The organism is Haloferax volcanii DS2 (assembly GCF_000025685.1).
GTDB lineage: Archaea > Halobacteriota > Halobacteria > Halobacteriales > Haloferacaceae > Haloferax > Haloferax volcanii.
Genome location: NC_013967.1, coordinates 1,418,648 through 1,437,639, shown reverse-complemented (window position 1 = coordinate 1,437,639; position 18,992 = coordinate 1,418,648). Strand labels below are relative to the sequence as shown.

Genomic DNA, 18,992 nt, shown 5'->3' with positions numbered 1-18,992 from the left:
CGCTCACTCCCGTCGCCGTTTTTCTACCTCGTTTCGGTCAGATTGAACAGCGCCACGATAGTGAACCCGCCGTAGAAGCCGAGGGTGTGAATCGCCAGCTCGGTCGCGAACCCCGCGGTGGTTTGGATGGGTTTGATGTGAAAAAACAGCGCGTCGGTCGTCAGGACGACGAGCGTGGCGGCGAGACAGATGAAGAGCCGACGAACACTGAAAAGCGGGCTCGACCGGAGGGCGTCGCGCATGGCGGTTCGACGGTCGCCCGCTGTATGAGCCTGTCGCCGCGCGGAGGGTTCGGATTCGGTTCGGTGGCGTCGCGGCTCGCGGTTCGCGCTTACGGATACAGCCCGTCGCCGCGGAATCCGTCGAAATAGCGTCTGACCACGCCGTTCAGTGTTCGCGGCTCGCTCGTCGCGAGGTCGTGACCCGCCCCGGAGAACAGCGCGAGCGTCGCGTCCGCGACGCCGCCTTTGAGTTCTCGAATCCGCGGTTCGGGGAACAGTCGGTCTGCCTTCCCGGCGGCGACGAGCGTCGATGCGTCGATGTCACCGAGTATCTCTCGGGAGTCGTGTTCGAGACAGGCCGTACAGGAGACGACCGCGTCGGCGGGGACGGCGGGCCGGAAGTCGACGACCCGGCCGGCCGCCTCGATGAGCGCCGGGGCGACCGTCGCTTCGAGGCCGGTCGCGGACTCCCGCTCCGCGTCCGCGACGACCTCGGCCCACCGGCTCTTGCCCGCCAGCGAGCGCCAGCGCGTCACGACGTTCTCGCCGTGGCCGCCGAGTCGCGTCCCGGCGGCGACGACCGCCAGCGAGTCCACGTAGTCGCCGTAGTCGGCGGCGAGGTACTGGGCGACGAGGCCGCCCATCGAGACGCCGATAACGTCGGCCGGCCAGAGGTCCTGTTCGTCGATGACGCCGGCGTAGCCCGCGGCCATGTCGCGGGTGGTCGAGCCGACCGGGAGGTGTCGCGAGCGGCCGACCACCCACACGTCGCGGTCGTCGAACTCGCGGAACAGGGCGGCGAGCGCCGCCGCAGTCCCGCGGTTCGGGTCGATGCGCTGGAAGGCGTCGGAGAGGCCGGGAAGCACCACGAGCGGGTCGGCGTCGGCGTCACCGAAGCGGTAGTAGGGCCGCCGGCCGCCGAGCATGCCGTAGTCGAGGTCCATACGCGAACCGACGGCCCGACGCGGCAAAATCGTTCGGTCCATTCGCCAGTCCGTCTGGTTGTCTGTTTGTCTGCCCGGCTGTCGGTCCCGCCGTCGCCGCCTCAGACCTGATCCGGATCGTCGAGGACGACCGGGATACCCCGGTTCGCCACGTCCACGACGAAGGCGTCCGGGTCGGTTTCGAGAAGCGGAATCGTGTCGTAGTGAATCGGAAGCACGAGGTCCGGGTCGAGCGTCTCCGCGAGGTCGGCGGCCTCGCGGCGGTCCATCACGACCGAGCCGCCGATGTTGGCGAGAAACAGCGACACTTCGAGATGTTTGTGGCCTTCGAGCACGTCGGAGTCGCCGGGCCAGAAGACGGTTCGGTCGGCAATCGAGATGTGGAAGCCGCAGCCGAACCCCTGCGGGTGAACCACGTCGCCGTCGCGGAGATGCGGGCCGTCGGGGTCGTTGAACGCCGGGAGCGACCACACGTCGACCTCACCGACGGTGAGGTGGGCCTCCTCGTCCACGCGGACCGTCCCGTAGGGGAGGTCCTCGACCGGCACCACGTCGCGGTCGATAGTCGCCGCGTCGACCCCCTCGAACGCGACGACGGTCGCGTCGGCGTCTGCGACCTGCTCGATGGCGTCGGAGTCGTAGTGGTGGTTGTGCGTGACCAAAATCAGATCGCCGTCGCGGGCGTAGTAGTCGTCGAGGACGCCGTAGCGGCCGGGGTCGAAGTAGACGACGAAGCCGTCGGGCGACTCGATTCTGACGGTCGCGTAGCCGAGCCACGACACGTCGAGGCCGTCGTGTTTGATGGTCATACGCGACACCTCGGACCGAGGGGTAAAAAGCGCGGCTCTCGGGCCGAGTCGGCCGCGAAGGGCAAGCGGCGGGTGGCGGTGGCGGGTGACGGGTGGCGAGCGACGGTGGCGGATGCGCGGGGTCCCGCTCAGACGAGCGTGTCGCGCAGGACGCCGAACACGACGAGGCTCCACAGGAACACGCCGACCCCGTAGCACAGGAGGGTGAGGCGAAGCGAGGTGTCCGTCTCGACGGGGGACCACAGCCCCGCGTTCGAGACGACCCTGTTCGTCCCGCCCTTCTCGCCCGCGTGTTCGACGTTGCTCGGACCCATCTGGCTCACGACTCCACCGCCGAGTACGACGAGGAGCACGCCGACCCCGGTCAATCCGAGCATGTACAGCCCCGAGTGCGTGGCGAGATACACCGCACCGACAGTAACCAGCCCGAGGAGCCCCGTATAGATCGCGAGCGGCTTCAGGAGGGCGTTAACGTCCGTGGAGGGCATTTGTGTGAACCTGTGGATTTTAGCACAGTATATCTCTTTGGGCGCGACCCGCCGCGAGCGTCGCTCACTGCGAGTCGGCCAGTCGCTCCACGCGGTCCAGCGAGTCGGCCGTCTCGGCGGTCTTGTCCTCGCGGACGGTGACGAACCGCGGGAACCGAAGCGCGTAGCCCGAGGAGTACGTCGGCGAGGTCTGAATCTCCTCGTAGCCGACTTCGAAGACGACCGACGGGCGGATGTCGACCTCCTTGCCCGCCTCGCGTTCGATTTCGGGTTCGAGGAGGTCGGTCAACTCGGCCAACTCCTCGTCGGTGATGCCCGTGGCGACCTTGCCGATGGTCTCGAAGGCGTCGTCCCCGGACTCGGCTTCGACGCGGGCCGAAAGCAGGAACGTCCCGAGGAACTCCGCGCGGCGACCCTCGCCCCACTCCGCGCCGGTGACGACGAGGTCCAGCGTCTCCACGTCGGGCTTGCGCTTCAGCCAGTTCTTCCCGCGGTCGCCCGGCGAGTACGGCGCGTCGGGGTTCTTCAGCATGATACCCTCGTGGCCGGCGTCGAGGGCGTCGGCCTCGTAGGCGGCGATTTCGTCGGGGTCGTCCGAGAGGAGCAGGTCCGAGACGGCCGGTGAGTCGTCACCGAGGAGCGCGGTCAGTCGGTCGTGGCGGGCGGCAAGCGGGTCGGCCAGGAGGTCGTCGCCGGCGGCGTGCAGGCAGTCGAACGCCCGGAGTTCGACCCGGACCTCCTCGCGCATCCGGTCTACGTCGTGTTTTCGGCGGAAGCGACGGAGAATCTCCTGAAACGGCAGGGGCTCGCCGCCGTCGTCCATCGCCACGACCTCGCCGTCGAGGATGACGGGGTCGTCGACCGCGCCGGCGACGAACTCGACCACCTCGGGGAGCGCGTCGGTCACGTCCTCCATGTTGCGCGAAAACAGCGACACCTCGCCGTCGGCGTCGCGGTGGACCTGCACGCGCGCGCCGTCGAACTTGGTCTCGACCGCGGCGGTTCCCCACTCGCCGAGCGCGTCGGCGGCGGTGCCGGCCTGTGCCAGCATCGCTTGCACGGGGCGGCCCACTTCGAGGCGAACCCCGTCGAGTCCGGCTTCGCCCTCGTCGCGGGCGAGTCCGGCGACCATGCCGTAGTCGTTCGACACCTGCAAGGCGCGGGCGACGGCGGCGATGGCCTCGTTTCTGCGCTCGCGGGCGGCGGCTTCGGTCTCCGCGTCGGCGTCGTCGTCGCGGATGGCGGCGGCGTCCGCGGGGGCGACCAAGAACGCCTCCGCGACGGCGTCGCGGACGGTTCCCTCACCGACGCCGATGCGCATCTCGGAGAGGACGAGCCGCGCGAGGAAGCGCGCCTCGTCGGGGTCGGTCCGGTTGAACAGGCCGTAGAGCGTCTTGAGCTTCGTCTCCTCGCTGCCGGAGCCGGAGGCGGCCGCGAGGGCGCGGAGCTCCGAATCGACTTCGGCGACGGTCAGGCCGTCCTGTTCGCCCGAGCCGAAGGCGGCGAGGCCGCGCTGGCCGCCGAAGTCGTAGCTCGCGGCGACCGCGCCGATTTCGCCGCGGTCGGCGAGGCGGTCTTCCACGTCGTCGGCGGAGACGTTCGGGCCGGCGGCGCGGGCGATGGCCTCGTGGCAGAGCCGCGGGCCGATGTCGAGCGTGGTCGAGTCCCACGCAGGGAAGACGCGACCTTGGACGAACCGGGCGACCGTCGGGAGGTCGTCGCCGGCGTCCGAAAAGAGGTCTGAGAGGAGCGAGACGACCGCGAGGTCCGCTGGCTCGGCTTCTATCTCGGCGGCGCGGGCGGCGAACTCGGCGAACTGCATCGTCCGTGGGTATCGCCGCGCGGGGCAAAAGCGTCTCGACAGTCGTCGGGGATGTGATTCGCTGTCGAACGTCCGGAGTGCCGGGAAGTTGAAGGCGTTCGACGCCAGAACGCCGGGTATGAGCGACGACCTCGCAGAGCGCGTCGAAGACGTGCTCGCGGTCGACGCGGCCGAGTTCGAAGCGCAAGCGAAAGCCGACGCCGAGGTGCTCAAGCGCGAACTGCGCGAGGGGACCTTCGATAACCACCAGTCAATCGTCGGCTTGGAGTACGAGTTCTACGCCGTCTCCGACGGTCGCTGGTCCGCGAGCGAAGACGACGTGCACGCGCTCATGCGGGTCCCGCGCCGCCTGCTCGGCCTCATGGGCTTCGAGAAGGAACTCGGACTCCACAACGCCGAGATGACCACGAGCCCCCAGCCGCTGAACCCCCACGGCCTCCGCGCGCAGGAATCCGAGGTCCGCGCCCGACTCGACGCCGCGCTCGACTGCGCCGCCGCCGAGGGGATGCGCCTCGTCTCCGATGGGATGTGGAGCATCCCGCCGGCCGGCGAGAGCGCCCGCGAGTATCTGACCGACTCCATCACCGACGGAGGCGTCCGCCTCGCCACGAACATGAGCAACTCCGTGCGCTACCACGCGATGGCGAACGGGCCGACCGCCCCGGCGTCGTTCACGCTCGACGCGCCGCACGTCTCGCTGAAAGCGGACACCGTGATGCCCGAGGCGCTCATCACGTCCATCCAGCCGCACTATCAGGTCCCGCACGCCGACGACCTGTCGTACCACTTCAACTACGCGCTGCGGGTCGCCGGGCCGCTGCTCGCGCTCGGCGTCAACTCCCCGTTCTTCCCCGCAGACCTCTACGACGAGGACGCGACGGCCGACGAAATTCTCGACGACGGGTGGGACGAAAACCGCATCGCGGTGTTCGAGTCGGTGCTCAACTCCGGCGACCACGAGAAGGTCGCCTTCCCCGGCGACCTCGACACCGTCGAGGACGCGGTCGACCGCGTCGTCGAGGACTCCACGATGGTCCCCATGTCGGTCGAACGCGGCGACCGCTTCGACGACGACTTCGCCACGCTCCGCCGGAAACACGGCACCTACTGGCGGTGGGTCCGCCCGGTGTTCGACGGCGCGTCCCGGTCGTCGGCCAACGCCCGCATCGAGTTCCGACCCATCGCGGGCCAGCCGACCGTCCGCGACTCGGTGGCGTTCCAGGCGGCCTTCGCCGGGCTCATGGAACGGCTCCCTCGACTCGACCATCCCGTCATCGGCCTCGACTGGGAGACCGCCGAAGAGAACTTCTACACCGCGATGCGCGAGGGGCCGCACGGCGACCTACGGTGGATAGACGTCGACGGCGACGACGTGACCGGCGCGGAGCTCTACGAGGACCTGCTCGTCCACGCCCGCGACGGGCTTCGGCTCGCGGGCTGTTCCGAGGAGGAGGCCAACTACTATCTCGAACCCCTGCGAAAGCGCGTCGAGACGGGCGTCACGCCGGCCGACTGGAAGCGCGCCCGCGTCAGCGACGCCCTCGACGGCGGCGGCGACTTCGGGGCGGCGCTCCGCGAGATGCAACGCGAGTACGTCGAACGGCAGTCCGAATCGCTGCTCGAAGGCGCGTTCTCGGACTGGTTCTGACGGCGCGAGCGCCCGCGTCCGCGACGACGCTCGCGGCCGTGCTCGCCGGCCGCCGACGCTCTCACGTCTTGTCGGAGAAATAACTATTACTGCGTCCCGCGAAGACCGCGTATGGTCTCCCGTCGGACGAAAGCGGTCGCTCAACTCGGCATCGCAGTTCTCACCGCGCTCTGGATGGTGTCGATGCGCCGTCTGCTCCGCTCCAGTGACGACGAGTCCCACGAGCCGACGCCGCTGTCGCCGGGCGGACTGGCCGTCGGCGGAGCGTGGGGAGTCGGACAGGTGTGGGCGTACGACCGCGATTGCTGGAAGGTTCGGTCGAATCGGCGTCGCGGGCTGGTCGTCAGCCTCGTCGGCCTCGCGGTCGAGCGCCGACTGCTTCCCCGCACCGAGTCGTTCACGTACAGCCTCGGCTTCGGACGTGTCCTCGGCGTGGTCGTCTACCGGGCGTGGTACGGGCTCTTGCGGCCGCTTCCGGGCGGCGACTGAGCGAGGGATTCGGCCGCGGGGATTTCGTCGCGGGGCTCCGTTACGGCGGTTTCGTCGCGGGGCTCCCACCGCGGGAGTTCCGGTCAGTCCCGCCGGTCACGAATCGCGAAAATGGAGAGAAACCGCCGACTGCGGGCGACTTATTCGAGGCCTTCGAAGTTCTGGTGGCGCTGGATGTCGACGCCATCCTCGGTGACGACGGCGATGTTGATGCCGTTACCCGAGGCGAGGTCGCGCTCGACCGCCGAGCGGATGGCCTTCGTGGCGACTCCCTTCGCCTCCTCGATGCTGAGGCCGTCTTCGAACTCCTGTTCGAGCACACCGAGGGCGTACTGGCTGCCGGAGCCGGTGACGGTGTACTCCTCTTCGAGGATGGAGCCGGCGGGGTCGATGCTGTAAATGTGCGGGCCGGTCTCGTCGACGCCGCCGAGGATGGGCTGGACGACGTAGAACCCGCCCGAGCGGAGGAAGTTGCCGACGAGCGTCGACAGCGCCTGCATGCTCATGTCCTCGCCGCGGCGGGCCTCGTACAGGCGGACCTCGGCGCGGAGGGAGCTGATGAGCGACTGGGCGGCCGAGACGGAGCCGGCGATGGTCAGCGCGCCCGTCGGGTGAATCTCTTCGACCTTCTGGACGTCCTTCGAGGAGACCATGTAGCCCATGCTCGCGCGCATATCGGTCGCGAGGACGACGCCCTCTTCGGTCTTGATACCGACGGTGGTCGTTCCGGTCTTCGTCTCTTTGTCACCGAGTTCGTCGGCGCGGCGGTCGGCGTTCGAGAACTCGCCGAGCTCGGGGCCGAACACGTTCGAGCGGTCGCCGTTCAGCGAGTCGAGACGGCCGGAGAACTCGTCGTGAGTCGGGGTACGCATTGTCTCCGATTGCACTTCGGCGCTGATAAATGCAACCCTTCACCTCTCCGTTGCCGGTGCCAAAGCGTCAGACGCGCGTCGGCAGCGGCCGCGCGAGGCGGTCGCTCGCGGTGAGCGGCGTCGGAAGGAGGGAGTCGCCCGAGTCGCGTTAGCGACCCGCGGCGCGTTCGTAGGCGGTTCCGGTCGTCTCCACGAGCCGGCGAATCGGCAGGGTCACGCCCATCCGACGGGCGGCGAGCGCGACGGGGAGCAGCGCGATGCCCATCGCGACCGATAGCTGGTAGGCGGCGAACAGGACGTACTTGGTTAGGCGGGGAATCATCACCGTGTCCTCAGTCGAGGCTCGGGCGGTGCCAGTATATAAATCTTCTCTCAATCCGACGCGGAACACCCCGACGCTGTCTGTCGATTAAAGCGTACTTGTCTCTAGACCAACTAGGCCGACTATTCGGCGTGGGTCGCGCGTGACCCGCGGAGTGCTTTTCTATAAGTTATAGCGATAATCACCGTGGCATGCGCGGGTCGTGCGCGCCCCGGTCGGGCGGCGGGAGCGTCGCGAATTCGGACGCATCGCGGATTCGGTCGCGTCGCGGTCGGTGCGCGCGTCGGGCGTGTGAATCCCACGCGCCCCGACACTCGAACCACAAGACACGAAACCCCACCGGCGCGTAACGTATGTATGAGCAACTATCTCGTCGCGATGGAGGCGGCCTGGTTGGTCCGGGACGTAGAAGACATCGACGACGCCATCGGCGTCGCGGTCAGCGAGGCCGGCAAGCGACTCAACCAGAAGGACAAGGAGTACGTCGAGGTCGAAGTCGGCGCGACGCCCTGTCCCGCCTGTGGCGAACCGTTCGACTCCGCGTTCATCGCGGCCAACACCGCGCTCGTCGGCCTGCTCCTCGAAATCAAGATTTTCAACGCGGACGGCGAGAAGCACGCCTCCCGCATCGCCAAAAGCGAGGTCGGCGGCGCGCTCCGCGACGTTCCTCTCGACGTCATCGACATCCGCGAGTTCGACTCCGACGAAGAGCAGTAACGCGGCGACTCCCATCTCCGGTGAGCGACCGGAACACTTTTTCATAACTACGGGTTATCACTCCGGCATGGAACTCCCCACGCCGCAGGACCTCAGGGAACGGCGGAACTCCTTGGAGTTGACGCAGAGCAAACTCGCCGACATGGCCGGTGTCTCACAGCCGCTCATCGCCCGCATCGAAGGCGGCGACGTCGACCCGCGCCTCTCGACGCTCCGGCGCATCGTCGAGGCGCTGGACGAGGCCGAGGGTCGCATCGTGCGCGCGGAAGACATCATGAACACGACCGTCCGGAGCGTCGCCCCCGACAACTCCGTCCGCGAGGCGCGCGACATCATGCTCGACGCCGGCTTCTCGCAGTTGCCCGTCATCGAGAACGGCCGCCCGCTCGGCATCATCTCGAACGCCGACATCCGCCACGTCCAGGAGGACGACGTCACCGACCGCCCCGTCAACGAGGTCATGTCCGAGGGCGTCACGACCGTCGAACCCGAGACGACGCTGGACGAAATCGGCGTCTACCTCGACCACAACTCGGCCATCATCGTCGTCGAGAGCGGCGAGACGGTCGGTATCATCACCGAGGCCGACATCGCGGCCCACATCTGAGGCGGCCCCGAACCGACGGTCGGTCCCCGACAGCCCGCCGCTGCGGACTCACTGCCGCCGGACGACGAGCGGCGTTTCTCCCTTCGGCTGGGTCGTCATTTCGGGCGTGATTGCTAACGCTCCGTCGCCGCCCCAGTCGAGGTCGAAGTCGCGGAGGACGGTCGCGAGCACGATTTTCGCCTCCGTGAGCGCGAACGCTCGCCCGAGACAGCTCCGCGGTCCGGCCCCGAAGGGGAGATAGGCGTAGGCGGGTCGGTCGGTGTCGTCGTCCCATCGCTCGGGCCGGAACGCGAGCGGGTCGTCGTACCACCGCTCGTCGCGGTGGATGCGGATGATCGAGAGGTGGATGTCCGTGCCCGCCGGGATGACCCGGTCGCCGGTCGGAAACGGTTTCGCCGTCTCTCGCGGGAGCGTGTGGACCGGCGGATAGAGCCGAATCGTCTCCTTGATGACGCGTTCGAGCACCGGAAGCTCCCGGGTCGCCTCGGCGGTCACGGGGCCGTCGCCGACGACGCGGTCGACCTCGGCGGTGGCGCGCTCGCGGGTCTCGGGGTGGGTCGCGAGCAGGTACAGCGCGTAGGTGAGCGCGAGCGCGGTCGTCTCGTGGCCGGCGAAAATCATGCCCACGAGCTGGTTCTCCAGCGACTCGACGGTCGTCGGGTAGTCTGCGTCGGTTCCGAGCGCGTCTGCGAGGCGGCGCGTGAGGCTCTCGTCGTCGGCGGTCTCGACCAGTTCTCGGACCTCCTCGCGGAGGACGCGGTCGGCGCGGTCGAACCGGCGTCGACTCGGCGTCGGCACCCACGACGGCAGCACCCACGACGCGGGCGCGAAGCGGCCGTTGAGACCGTCGGCGGCCGACCGAATCCGCTCGTCGCCGTCGCGGTCGAGTTCCCGACCGAGGATGGTGGCGAAGATGATGTCCAAGGTGACCGCCTTCATCTCGGATTCGAGCGACAGCGTTCCCGCGTCGGGCCACGTCCGCAGGCGGCGCTCGACCTGTCGGCGCATCACGGACGCGTAGTCGTCGACCCGGTCCCAGCGGAAGAAGGGGTCTAGCTCGTCGCGCTGTCGCCGCCACTCGTCGCCTTCGGCGGCGATGATGGCGTCGCCGAAGGCGGCCTCGAACTCGCCGCCCTTGACGATTGAGTCGCGGTCGGTCACGAACGCCCGCTCGAAATGGTCGGGGTGGGCGAGGACGTACAGCTCGTCCATCCCCACCACGTCGAGTCCGACCGCGTCCTCGACGCCGTGGTCCGCGAGGAGGTCGGCGACGAAGCCGAACGGGTCGGCCGCGAAGCCGACGGTGTGGCCCACGAGCGGGAGGCCGCTCGGAGTCGGTGGCGGTGAAGTCACACCACCACTATGGCGAACATCGATAAAATAGTGCTTCTCATCGAACAGTTCGACTCAACGAGCAGTCCGCGTTCAGAGGTCGAGGCCGCGAATCGAGACGCCGTCGCCCGCCTCGACGCGCCCGATGACGCGGCTGTCGGTCGCCTCGACGAGCGCCTCGGCGTTCTCCTCGGGAACCGCGGCGACGAAGCCGGTGCCCATGTTGAACGTCGTGTGCATCTCCTCGTCGGAGACGCCGCCGCGTTCTTGGACGAACTCGAACACCGGTTGCGGGTCGAACGCGTCGTCGACGACGTAGCGGAACTCGCCCATGCGTTCGAGGTTGGTCCACCCGCCGCCGGTGACGTGGGCCGCGGCGTTGGTCTCGGCGGCGCGCAGGTCGTCGAGCAGGTAGGTGTAGAGCCGCGTCGGTTCGAGGAGCGCCTCGCCGACGGTGTCGTAGTCGTCGCCGTCCCAGTCGTCGTCGTAGTCGCCGTCGGCCGTCGCGGCCTTGCGGGCGAGCGTGAGACCGTTCGAGTGGATGCCGGACGACGGGAAGCCGACGAGCGCGTCGCCTTCCTCGGCCTCGCCCGGGAAGATGGCGTCTTTCTTCGCCAGTCCCGCGCAGGTGCCCGCGAGGTCGAGGCCGTTGATGACCTCGGGCATGACGGCGGTTTCGCCGCCGACGAGTTCGATGTCGGCCTCCTCTGCGCCCGCGGCGAGGCCCTGTCCGACCTGCTCGGCGAACGTCTCGTCGGGGGCGTCGACCGCGAGGTAGTCCACGAACGCGACGGGCCGAACGCCGGCCGCGACGAGGTCGTTGGCGTTCATGGCGATGCAGTCGATGCCGACCGTCGAGTAGTCGTCGAGCGCCTCGGCGACGAGCAGTTTGGTTCCGACGCCGTCGGTGGCGAGTCCGAGGTAGCGGTCGCCGATGTCGAGCAGGCCGGCGTAGTCGCCCGACCCGCCGCCGACCTGTGCGACGAGCGCGGCGGTCGCGGCCTCGCTCGCTTCGATGTCGACGCCCGCGTCGGCGTAGGTCATTCCGTCGGAGTCGTCGTTCGTCATGTTCGTGTACGAGATAGGCCGAAATATAAAATCACAGGGTACGAATCATACACGTTCTCGCATAGATGAGCGTTCGCCGGCGACCCGACCGACGACGGATAGACGATGGGCCGGCGTCGCCCCCTTCGGTTACCCACTTCCTGCCGAGCGTGCGCGCTCCGAGACGCCCCCCGCTACGACCCTCCTAATCGCCCGCTTCCGAGCCAATGTTATTGAATAATAGACAGCTATTGCAATATTTGCGAAAAAGCACGAGACGAGCGGATAAACATTCTCGGGTGATTTGAGACGTTTGTAAAACGTTACGAAAAGAGAATGTCTCCCGTAACCCGGCCTTGAACGGTCGAAAAAGGACCCGAATTCACGGTAACGCTCGGTCCCTTATATTATGGTCCCTGTCGTATGCAGAAGTGACGATGTCCGGAATCCCCTCCACGAACGACTCGATCGCGCTCGACTTCGCATCGACCGTCGGTCGCCTCGCGTACGCCCCCCTCGAAACCGTCGCCTTCTGGTCGGCAGTCGCGCTGCCCCTCGCGTACCTGCCCGTCCTCAGCGGCGGCCTCTCGCCCGGCGAACTCCCCCTCTTCGTCGGCCTCATCGCCCTCCACGCCGTCGCGCTCGTCCTCGGGCGCGACCACGGCCAGCAGTAAACCGCGGTCCTCGACGCGGACGACCAACCCGGATTCGTCTCGGTTCCCCTTCTCCCCGCATTCGTCCTCGTAGCGCCCCGAGTACCGACTGCGCCCCGAGTCCTTCGAGTGCTCTCTGTTCTCCCGTCCGACGCTAGCGGTCGCTCGCGACTTCGAGAACGAGACGGGCCAGAAATAGCGCGATTGGGGTCGTCCGAAACCCCCGCCGGTCGGGTCAGAACCCGACGAACAGGAACAGGCCGACGGTGAGGAGAATCGACAGGACGAGGACACCGGCGAACACCGGCGTGCTCCACGCCTTGACCGTCTTACCGTCGAGCGAGCCGAGCGGGAGCATGTTGAACGCCGCGAGGAAGGCGTTGATGATGAGCCCGCGCGAGCCGACGAGCTGGATTACGTCGGAGCCGACGAGGACGCCGACGACGAGCACCGGCGCGAACGCGACGAGGAGCAGCAGGTTCGTCACCGGTCCCGCGAGGGCGATGAGGCCGTGTTCGCGCTCTGTGAGCACGCCGTGGTGATAGACCGCGCCGGGCGCGGCGAAGATGAACCCGACGAGCGCGCTCATGATGGCGACCGCGAGCATGCCGTAGTCGGCGCGGAACTCGGCCACCTGATTGAACCTGACGGCGACGACCTTGTGGGCGACCTCGTGGAGGAGAAAGCCCACGCCGGCCGTCAGGAGGCTCACGACGAGCGCGAGACCGAACGACCCGTTCGTCAGCAGTTGGATGGTGCGGTTGCCGCCGCCGGCGAAGAAGATGGCGAAGGCGAGGCCGAGCGCGACCCACGCGACGAGCAGGTCGCGGAGCTCGCGCGAGGAAAACGAGACGTTCACGTCAGGGACCTCCAGATGAGGTCGGCGCTGTTGCGCGCGCCCTCGAACATCAGGTTCGTCACGCCCGCGACGCCGCCGAGGTCGGAGGCGATGACGGGGATGACGTAGGTGACGAAGAGGAAGCTCGCGACGATGCTCCCGATGTTCGTCATGGCGACGACCATGATGAGCTTGAACAGCGGCACGTCGAACATCTGGCCGACGAGCTCGACGATGGGCGTCTCCTCGTCGTCGAGCAGCTCGTTCAGCGTGCCGATGTCACCGACGTTGACCGGCGTGTGGCGGAGTTCGACGTAGCCGGTGAACCAGCCGGGCGCGAGAAGCGGGTTGATGGAGGTCATCCACGCGACGAGGCCGCCGACGAGGGCTGAGGTCCACCGCGCGCCGGCGACCTTGGCGAGCGCGGCGGCGAATACGCCGTTGATGAGGAACCACGCGCCGAAGATGGTCAGGAGTCGTTCGTTGCCGACGCCGGCCATCGCGAGGAGGACGAAGAAGGCGATGAACACGGCGGTGACGCCGAAGCCGAGCAGTTTCCCCCACGGGAAGCCGTCCTTCTCCGCGACGCCGACGAGCGACTCCATCGGCGGGAGCGTCTCGGGGTGTGCGAGGTAGTTCTCGATGCCCTCGCGGTGGCCCGCGCCGACGATGGCGACGACGTGCCGACCGGACCGCCGGAGCGCGACGAGCTGGTGGGCGATGTAGGCGTCGCGCTCGTCGATGAGCGCCTCCGCGCCGCCGGGGCTGAACCGGCGGAACTCCTCCATCATCGCCGAGACCACGTCGCCGTCGGTCAGTTCGGCCATGTCGAACTCCTCGTAGTCGGCGTCGGCGTCGCCCTCGACGGGCGCGAACAGGCCGAAGGCGTTCAGGACCGCGCCGACGGTGACGCCCACGACGACGCCCGCGAGGACGCCGATGACGAGGCTGCCGACGATGGCGGTGCCGAGGCTCCCGAGGAGTCCGGAGACGAAGCCGGTACCGACTCCGAGACCGAAGCCGGCGACGATACCGACTGCCGCGCCGCCGCCGAGGCCAGCGAGAATCGCGTCGTCGCCGTCGAGGGAGAACGAGGCGACGGTGTAGAGCAGATACGCGGCCACGCCACCGAAGACTGCGGCCGTGGCCGTGCGCGTCAACAGAAGGTCGGTGACGCCGACCGCGCCCCCGAACAGGCCGACGAGCGGCCCGAGGACGACGCCGACGGCGATGCCGAACACCGCGCCGACCCCGCGGGCGTCGGCGACCCCGAACAGGAGGTCGCCGGCCATGCGCATCTTTTCGAGCGTGCCCATCCGCTGCCAGAAGCGCTGGATGGTCACCTGGATGTCGCGGTCGACGAGCGCCACGTCGAGACCCTCTTCCTCGGCGGTCTCGACCGCCGCGAGCATGTCCGCGCCGGGCTTCACGTCGAACTGGTCTCCCATCCGCGACTGGACGTACGACAGCATCCAGTAGGCGATAAACTGGAAGACGGTGTTGCCGCGGAGCAGGTCGCGCGCTTCGATGTCGTCGGGCGTTCCGCCCTTCAGCTGTCGGTAGCGCCCCTCGTCGAGTTCGACCGCGACGACGTCGGGACGCTCCTCTCTGACGGTCTCTTCGACCTCTCTGACGCTGTCGGCCGAGACGTGGGCCGTGCCGACGACGCGGACGTGGCCCTCGCCGGGCGACGAATCGTTCATCGCCGGGTTTACCGCCCCACGGTTTTTATCCGTGTCGGCATCTCCCACGAACTATGCAGGAGTTCGACGCGCGAACCCCGACGCCCGCCCACGAGACGGCCATCGACTGTCTCCGCGCCGGCGTCGAGGCCGTCCTTCCCGACCGCGTCGTCCGCGAGTCGGTGTCGCTCGACGGCGACACGCTGACCGTCGCGGACGAGACCTACGACCTGAGCGCCTACGACCGAATCCTCGTCGTCGGCGGGGGCAAAGCCGGCGACGGCGTCGCCGACGCCCTCGAAGCCGTCCTCGGCGACCGCATCGACGACGGCGTCGTCGTGACGCCCGACCCGACGCCGAGCCCCGACGGACGCATCGAGCGACTCCCCGGCGACCACCCGGTCCCCTCCGCGCGCGGCGTCGAGAGCACCCGGCGACTCGTGGACCTCCTTTCGGACCTCGACGACCGGACGCTCGTCCTCGCGGCCATCACGGGCGGCGCGAGCGCGGTCCTCCCGGCCCCCGCCGAGGGCATCTCGCTCGCCGAGTTGCAGGAGACGACCGACAGACTGCTCGAAAGCGGCGCGGAGATTCACGACCTCAACGCGGTCAGAAAGCACGTCTCGACGCTGAAAGGCGGCGGTCTCGCGCGACTCGCCGCGCCCGCGACGGTCGTCGGCCTCGTCCTCTCGGACGTGGTCGGAAACGACCTCGGCGTCATCGCCTCCGGCCCGACCGCGCCAGACGAGACGACCTACGACGACGCCCTCGACGTGCTGGACCGCTTCGACCTCGACGTGCCCAAACCGGTCCGCACGCGCCTCGCCCGCGGCTCCGCGGGCGACGTGCCGGAGACGCCGAAGCCCGGCGACCCGGTGTTCGACCGGGTGACGAACCACGTCCTCGCGGACACGTTCACCGCGCTCGACGCCGCCCGCGAGGTGGCCGACGACCGCGGGTACGAGTCGCTCATCCTCTCCTCTCGCGTGCGCGGCGAGGCGCGCGAGGCCGCGAAGACCCACGTCGCCGTCGCGGAGGAGTCGCTGGCGACCGGAAACCCGATCACCGCGCCCGCGGTGGTCCTCTCGGGTGGCGAGTGTACCGTAACGGTCCGCGGCGACGGCGACGGCGGGCCGAACCTCGAATTCTGCCTCGCGGCCGCCGCGGAACTCCCCGACGAGACCGTCCTCGCCAGCATCGACAGCGACGGAAAAGACGGCGGGACCGAGGTCGCGGGCGCGGTCGTTGACGCCTCGTCGGTCGCCGCGGGCGACGCCCACGCCGCGCTGGCGAGAAACGACGCGCTCCCAGTGCTCCGGGAGGCCGGCGCGCTCGTCGAGTCCGGCGCGACGGGGACGAACGTCAACGACCTGCGCGTCCTCGTGGTCAGCGAGGGCGTCTGAGCGCCGGCGATTTTCGGCTGGCGGGACAACAGGTTTGTATCCTCCGGCGGAGTACTCCACGCCATGGCCGGTTTGTTGCCCTCCACTCCCGACACCTCCGCCGCGGACGAGTCCTCCCCGCGGGTCATCGGACTCGAAGACGACGAGGCGTCGGACCTCCTGTCGGCGCTCTCGTCGGGGACGGCCCGCCGCGTGCTCGCCGCGCTCCACGAGGAGCCGACGAACGCCGCGGAGCTCGCGGAACGCGTCGACACGTCGCTCCAGAACGTCCAGTACCACCTCCGAAAGCTCGACGACGCGGGCCTCGTCGAGGTGGTCGACACCGTCTACTCCGAGAAGGGCCGCGAGATGAAGGTGTACGCGCCCGCCGACAGGCCGCTCGTCGTCGTCGCCGCCGGCGAGGAGACGCGGACGGGGCTGGCGTCCATGCTGTCGGGCCTGCTCGGCGGCGTCGCCGTGTTGGCGCTGCTGTCGGCGCTCGTCCAGTGGGTCGCCACGCGCGGGGTCGGCGTCCTCGGCGGCGGTGGCAGTGCCGCGGAGTCCGCCGACGCCGGGGCGGTCTCGACGATGGCCGCGGAGGCCGCGCCCGCGGCGGCGCAGGTCGTCCCGCCGGGGCTCGCCTTCTTCGCCGGCGGCCTCGTCATCCTGCTCGTCGTCGCGGCCGTCCAGTTCGCCCGACGGTGAGGCCCCGCGGGGGCCGACGGCGACCGGGCCGGCGATTCGCGCTGGGGTAACTATTCGTACTCCCCCCAACTACAACGTAGCATGAAACACCGTGCCGTGGTCCGCGGTATCGGGGTCGGCGTCGGCGAAGACGGCTCGAACGTCCCGGCGGTCGTCCTCGAAGCGCGCGACGAGTTCCTGCCCATCGTCATCACGTCGGACCAGGCTCAGGCCATCCAACTCGGTCTCTCCGGCGAGCAGTTCGAGCGCCCGCTGACTCACGACCTCCTGGTCGAGATGGTGACGGAGTTCGGGGGGGCAATCGACAGCATCCGCATCGACGACCTCTCGAACGGCACGTTCCTCGCCAAGGTCGACGCCGAGCGCTACCACGACGGCGAGGCGCGGTCGGTCGTCTTCGACGCGCGCCCGAGCGACGCCATCGCCCTCGCCATTCGCGTCGACTGCCCGATTCTCGTCTCCGACGAAGTGCTCGACGCCGCCGGCCAGTCGCCCGAGGCGTTCGACGCCGACTTCGACGAGTGACCCGGGGCCGTCGCCGCCGCGCCCCACGATTTCAAGCCCCCTCGGCGTGACCCTGCTCGCATGAGCGAACCCACCGCGACGCTCGACGAGTCGCGCACCGAGATGACCGAACTCCTCCTGCCGAACGACACCAACAACCTCGGGCGAGCCCTCGGTGGCGCGGTCCTCCACTGGATGGACATCTGCGGGGCCATCGCGGCGATGCGCTTTTCGAACCGCCAGTGCGTCACCGCGTCGATGGACCACGTCGACTTCATCGGCCCCATCGACCTCGGTGAGGTGGCCGTCATGGAGGCGTACGTGTTCAACGTCGGTCGGACCAGCGTGGACGTGAAAGTCGACGTGCACGCCGAGAACCCGAAGACCGACGAGCGACGGAAGACGACCACGTCGTTCCTGACGTTCGTCGCGCTCGACGACGACGGGAAGCCGACGCCCGTGCCCCGCCTCGTCTGCGAGACCGACGAGGAAGAGGAACTCCGCGCCGAGGCGGTCGCCGCCCGCGCCGACCAGCTCGAATCCGTCATCGAGCGCATGGAGTAGGGCGGACGCTCCCACCGACGACAGCGCCGAACTCTTTTCCCCCGCGGCGACCGACTGGCGACCATGCTCGACGTTCCCGTCCCGGCTCCGCCGTCGCTCCCGACCGTCGACCCGAACCAGTACGACGACGCGCAGGTGGCGGCCGACGCCGACTTCAAGCGCGCCGAGTTGGAGGAGTTCCTCGAAGCCGGCGCGTGGGCCGGCGCCTTCGAGGCGTGGGCCGCGGAGACACCCGTCACGGAGGCGCAGTGGGAAATCGTCCTCGACCTCGACCTCCTCTCCCACTTCGACTTCTTCTGGGACGACTTCGCGGACCGCGTCGGCTACCACGCGCCGGGCATCCCCGAGGACTGGAAGGAGCGCGAACTCCACCCCGAACTCACCTCGTGGGGCGAGGTGTCGTCTATCAACGCCGGCCTCACCGAACTCGGACAGGACGTGTGCGACGTGCTCAAAGACGACTACATCGACTGGGAGTCCGAGTACGAAGCGCCCGACGACCTGCCGGACTTCGGCTGAGCCGCCGGGACTCGCGTCACGGCGGACGTTTATGTCGTTCCCGCGCCACACGACAGTATGCACCGCCGAGCCCTCCTTTCGAGCGCCGCCGCGCTCTCGCTTGCCGGTCTCTCGGGCTGTCTCGCCGACGCCCGACGGACCACAAGCGGTCGCATCCGCGCCGACACCGGCCACTCGAAACTCCACCCGGCAGACGAACAGTACGTGAACGGGTCGTTCCCCGACGACGCCGATTTCCGCGGGTGGCTCTTTTCGGACCCGCCGGCCGACCAGCGGGACGTGTTCACCGACCGCGCGATGCAGGGGCAGTACTCGAACGACCTGCTGGAAGCCGACGGCGACTCGTTCGTCCTCCTGTTCGAGGTCCGGATGCCCCGCGAGGACGCCGCGTTCTACAACACCGCGCTTTCGCCGTCGTGGACCGGATGGCGCGACGCCGACATCCCGATTCGGCGGTCGCCGCCGGCCGACCCCGAGGTGTTCGAGGTGGATGCCGACACGCTCGTCTGCACCCACCTCTCGACGTTCGACGTTGCGAGGGGGGCGGCCCCGACGAACGCCGCGCTCCGGGTGTTCGAGCGCGACGACGAGTCCGGCACGACCCACGGGTCCGACCCCGAACAGACTGTGGCGACCTACCGCGTCGGTCGCTGGGCGGACCGATAGCGTCGGCGTCGCGGTCGGCCAGTTCCGACCTCGGTCGTCGCCCCGTCGCCCAGTATTGCGGGGCGGTAGCCTCGCACATCTCTCATCCTCGACTCCCGCCCGTATCGACTTCCGAGCACAGCGGTCTCTCGTCCGGTGTGACCTGACCACGACCACGGAAC

22 protein-coding genes are annotated in these 18,992 nt (G+C 68.8%); 11 read left to right on the top strand and 11 right to left on the bottom strand.

The features are described from left to right. Positions 1 to 23 precede the first annotated feature (23 nt). From HVO_RS12235 to ligA, 5 genes are all read right to left on the bottom strand, one after another. On the bottom strand, positions 24 to 242 hold the full coding sequence (locus HVO_RS12235) for a hypothetical protein (RefSeq protein ID WP_004041448.1): 219 nt from the start codon (positions 240 to 242) through the stop codon (positions 24 to 26). 89 nt (positions 243 to 331) lie between these two features. Beyond that, complete coding sequence (locus tag HVO_RS12230) at positions 332 to 1,165, bottom strand: alpha/beta fold hydrolase (protein ID WP_004041447.1); 834 nt, start codon at positions 1,163 to 1,165, stop codon at positions 332 to 334. A 101-nt stretch (positions 1,166 to 1,266) separates the two neighbouring features. Beyond that, positions 1,267 to 1,974, bottom strand: coding sequence for an MBL fold metallo-hydrolase (locus tag HVO_RS12225; RefSeq protein WP_013035277.1), 708 nt, complete (start codon positions 1,972 to 1,974; stop codon positions 1,267 to 1,269). A 128-nt stretch (positions 1,975 to 2,102) separates the two neighbouring features. Beyond that, positions 2,103 to 2,462, bottom strand: coding sequence for a hypothetical protein (locus tag HVO_RS12220; protein ID WP_004041444.1), 360 nt, complete (start codon positions 2,460 to 2,462; stop codon positions 2,103 to 2,105). Between the two features lie 64 nt (positions 2,463 to 2,526). Then, positions 2,527 to 4,284, bottom strand: coding sequence for an ATP-dependent DNA ligase LigA (ligA, locus tag HVO_RS12215; RefSeq protein ID WP_004041443.1), 1,758 nt, complete (start codon positions 4,282 to 4,284; stop codon positions 2,527 to 2,529). A 118-nt stretch (positions 4,285 to 4,402) separates the two neighbouring features. Here ligA and HVO_RS12210 point away from each other — a divergent pair, with 118 nt between their 5' ends. Next, positions 4,403 to 5,932 carry a hypothetical protein gene (locus tag HVO_RS12210; RefSeq protein WP_004041442.1) on the top strand — a complete coding sequence of 510 codons (1,530 nt, stop codon included), beginning with the start codon at positions 4,403 to 4,405 and terminating at the stop codon, positions 5,930 to 5,932. Positions 5,933 to 6,043: 111 nt separating this feature from the next. After that, positions 6,044 to 6,421 carry a hypothetical protein gene (locus HVO_RS12205; RefSeq protein WP_004041441.1) on the top strand — a complete coding sequence of 126 codons (378 nt, stop codon included), beginning with the start codon at positions 6,044 to 6,046 and terminating at the stop codon, positions 6,419 to 6,421. A 140-nt stretch (positions 6,422 to 6,561) separates the two neighbouring features. Here HVO_RS12205 and psmB read toward each other — a convergent pair whose 3' ends face one another. After that, positions 6,562 to 7,293, bottom strand: a complete 732-nt coding sequence (gene psmB, locus HVO_RS12200; protein WP_004041440.1) for a proteasome endopeptidase complex subunit beta — start codon at positions 7,291 to 7,293, stop codon at positions 6,562 to 6,564. Between the two features lie 148 nt (positions 7,294 to 7,441). Next, on the bottom strand, positions 7,442 to 7,615 hold the full coding sequence (locus HVO_RS20955) for a hypothetical protein (RefSeq protein ID WP_004041439.1): 174 nt from the start codon (positions 7,613 to 7,615) through the stop codon (positions 7,442 to 7,444). Between the two features lie 357 nt (positions 7,616 to 7,972). Between HVO_RS20955 and HVO_RS12195 the strand changes: the two genes are divergently transcribed. Beyond that, the gene (locus HVO_RS12195) at positions 7,973 to 8,332 is read left to right on the top strand and encodes a DUF555 domain-containing protein (protein ID WP_004041438.1); all 360 of its coding nucleotides are present in this window, start codon (positions 7,973 to 7,975) and stop codon (positions 8,330 to 8,332) included. Positions 8,333 to 8,399: 67 nt separating this feature from the next. After that, a complete protein-coding gene (locus HVO_RS12190; protein ID WP_004041437.1) occupies positions 8,400 to 8,939 on the top strand; it encodes a CBS domain-containing protein in 540 nt (179 codons plus the stop codon). 48 nt (positions 8,940 to 8,987) lie between these two features. Here HVO_RS12190 and HVO_RS12185 read toward each other — a convergent pair whose 3' ends face one another. Together HVO_RS12185 and purM are read right to left on the bottom strand one after the other, a co-directional pair. Next, positions 8,988 to 10,292 (bottom strand): cytochrome P450, encoded by a 1,305-nt coding sequence (locus HVO_RS12185; protein ID WP_013035648.1) that lies wholly within the window; start codon positions 10,290 to 10,292, stop codon positions 8,988 to 8,990. A gap of 72 nt (positions 10,293 to 10,364) precedes the next feature. Further along, positions 10,365 to 11,339 (bottom strand): phosphoribosylformylglycinamidine cyclo-ligase, encoded by a 975-nt coding sequence (purM, locus tag HVO_RS12180; RefSeq protein WP_004041435.1) that lies wholly within the window; start codon positions 11,337 to 11,339, stop codon positions 10,365 to 10,367. 416 nt (positions 11,340 to 11,755) lie between these two features. Between purM and HVO_RS12175 the strand changes: the two genes are divergently transcribed. Next, a complete protein-coding gene (locus HVO_RS12175) occupies positions 11,756 to 11,992 on the top strand; it encodes a hypothetical protein (RefSeq protein ID WP_004041434.1) in 237 nt (78 codons plus the stop codon). A gap of 214 nt (positions 11,993 to 12,206) precedes the next feature. Here HVO_RS12175 and HVO_RS12170 read toward each other — a convergent pair whose 3' ends face one another. After that, the gene (locus tag HVO_RS12170) at positions 12,207 to 12,830 is read right to left on the bottom strand and encodes a zinc metalloprotease (protein WP_004041433.1); all 624 of its coding nucleotides are present in this window, start codon (positions 12,828 to 12,830) and stop codon (positions 12,207 to 12,209) included. After that, complete coding sequence (locus HVO_RS12165; protein ID WP_004041432.1) at positions 12,827 to 14,512, bottom strand: TraB/GumN family protein; 1,686 nt, start codon at positions 14,510 to 14,512, stop codon at positions 12,827 to 12,829. The genes HVO_RS12170 and HVO_RS12165 overlap by 4 nt, the downstream gene beginning before the upstream one ends. A 53-nt stretch (positions 14,513 to 14,565) precedes the next feature. Between HVO_RS12165 and HVO_RS12160 the strand changes: the two genes are divergently transcribed. The 6 genes from HVO_RS12160 (at position 14,566) to HVO_RS12135 (ending at position 18,831) form a co-directional block, all read left to right on the top strand. After that, a complete protein-coding gene (locus HVO_RS12160) occupies positions 14,566 to 15,894 on the top strand; it encodes a glycerate kinase type-2 family protein (RefSeq protein WP_004041431.1) in 1,329 nt (442 codons plus the stop codon). 63 nt (positions 15,895 to 15,957) lie between these two features. Beyond that, entirely contained in the window at positions 15,958 to 16,578 is a 621-nt protein-coding gene (locus HVO_RS12155; RefSeq protein WP_004041430.1) for an ArsR/SmtB family transcription factor, read from the top strand. Between the two features lie 81 nt (positions 16,579 to 16,659). After that, on the top strand, positions 16,660 to 17,103 hold the full coding sequence (locus HVO_RS12150; RefSeq protein WP_004041429.1) for a bifunctional nuclease family protein: 444 nt from the start codon (positions 16,660 to 16,662) through the stop codon (positions 17,101 to 17,103). 60 nt (positions 17,104 to 17,163) lie between these two features. Further along, complete coding sequence (locus HVO_RS12145; protein WP_004041428.1) at positions 17,164 to 17,646, top strand: acyl-CoA thioesterase; 483 nt, start codon at positions 17,164 to 17,166, stop codon at positions 17,644 to 17,646. A gap of 63 nt (positions 17,647 to 17,709) precedes the next feature. Beyond that, complete coding sequence (locus HVO_RS12140) at positions 17,710 to 18,165, top strand: hypothetical protein (protein WP_004041427.1); 456 nt, start codon at positions 17,710 to 17,712, stop codon at positions 18,163 to 18,165. Between the two features lie 57 nt (positions 18,166 to 18,222). Further along, positions 18,223 to 18,831 (top strand): hypothetical protein, encoded by a 609-nt coding sequence (locus HVO_RS12135; protein WP_004041426.1) that lies wholly within the window; start codon positions 18,223 to 18,225, stop codon positions 18,829 to 18,831. Positions 18,832 to 18,992: the final 161 nt, after the last annotated feature.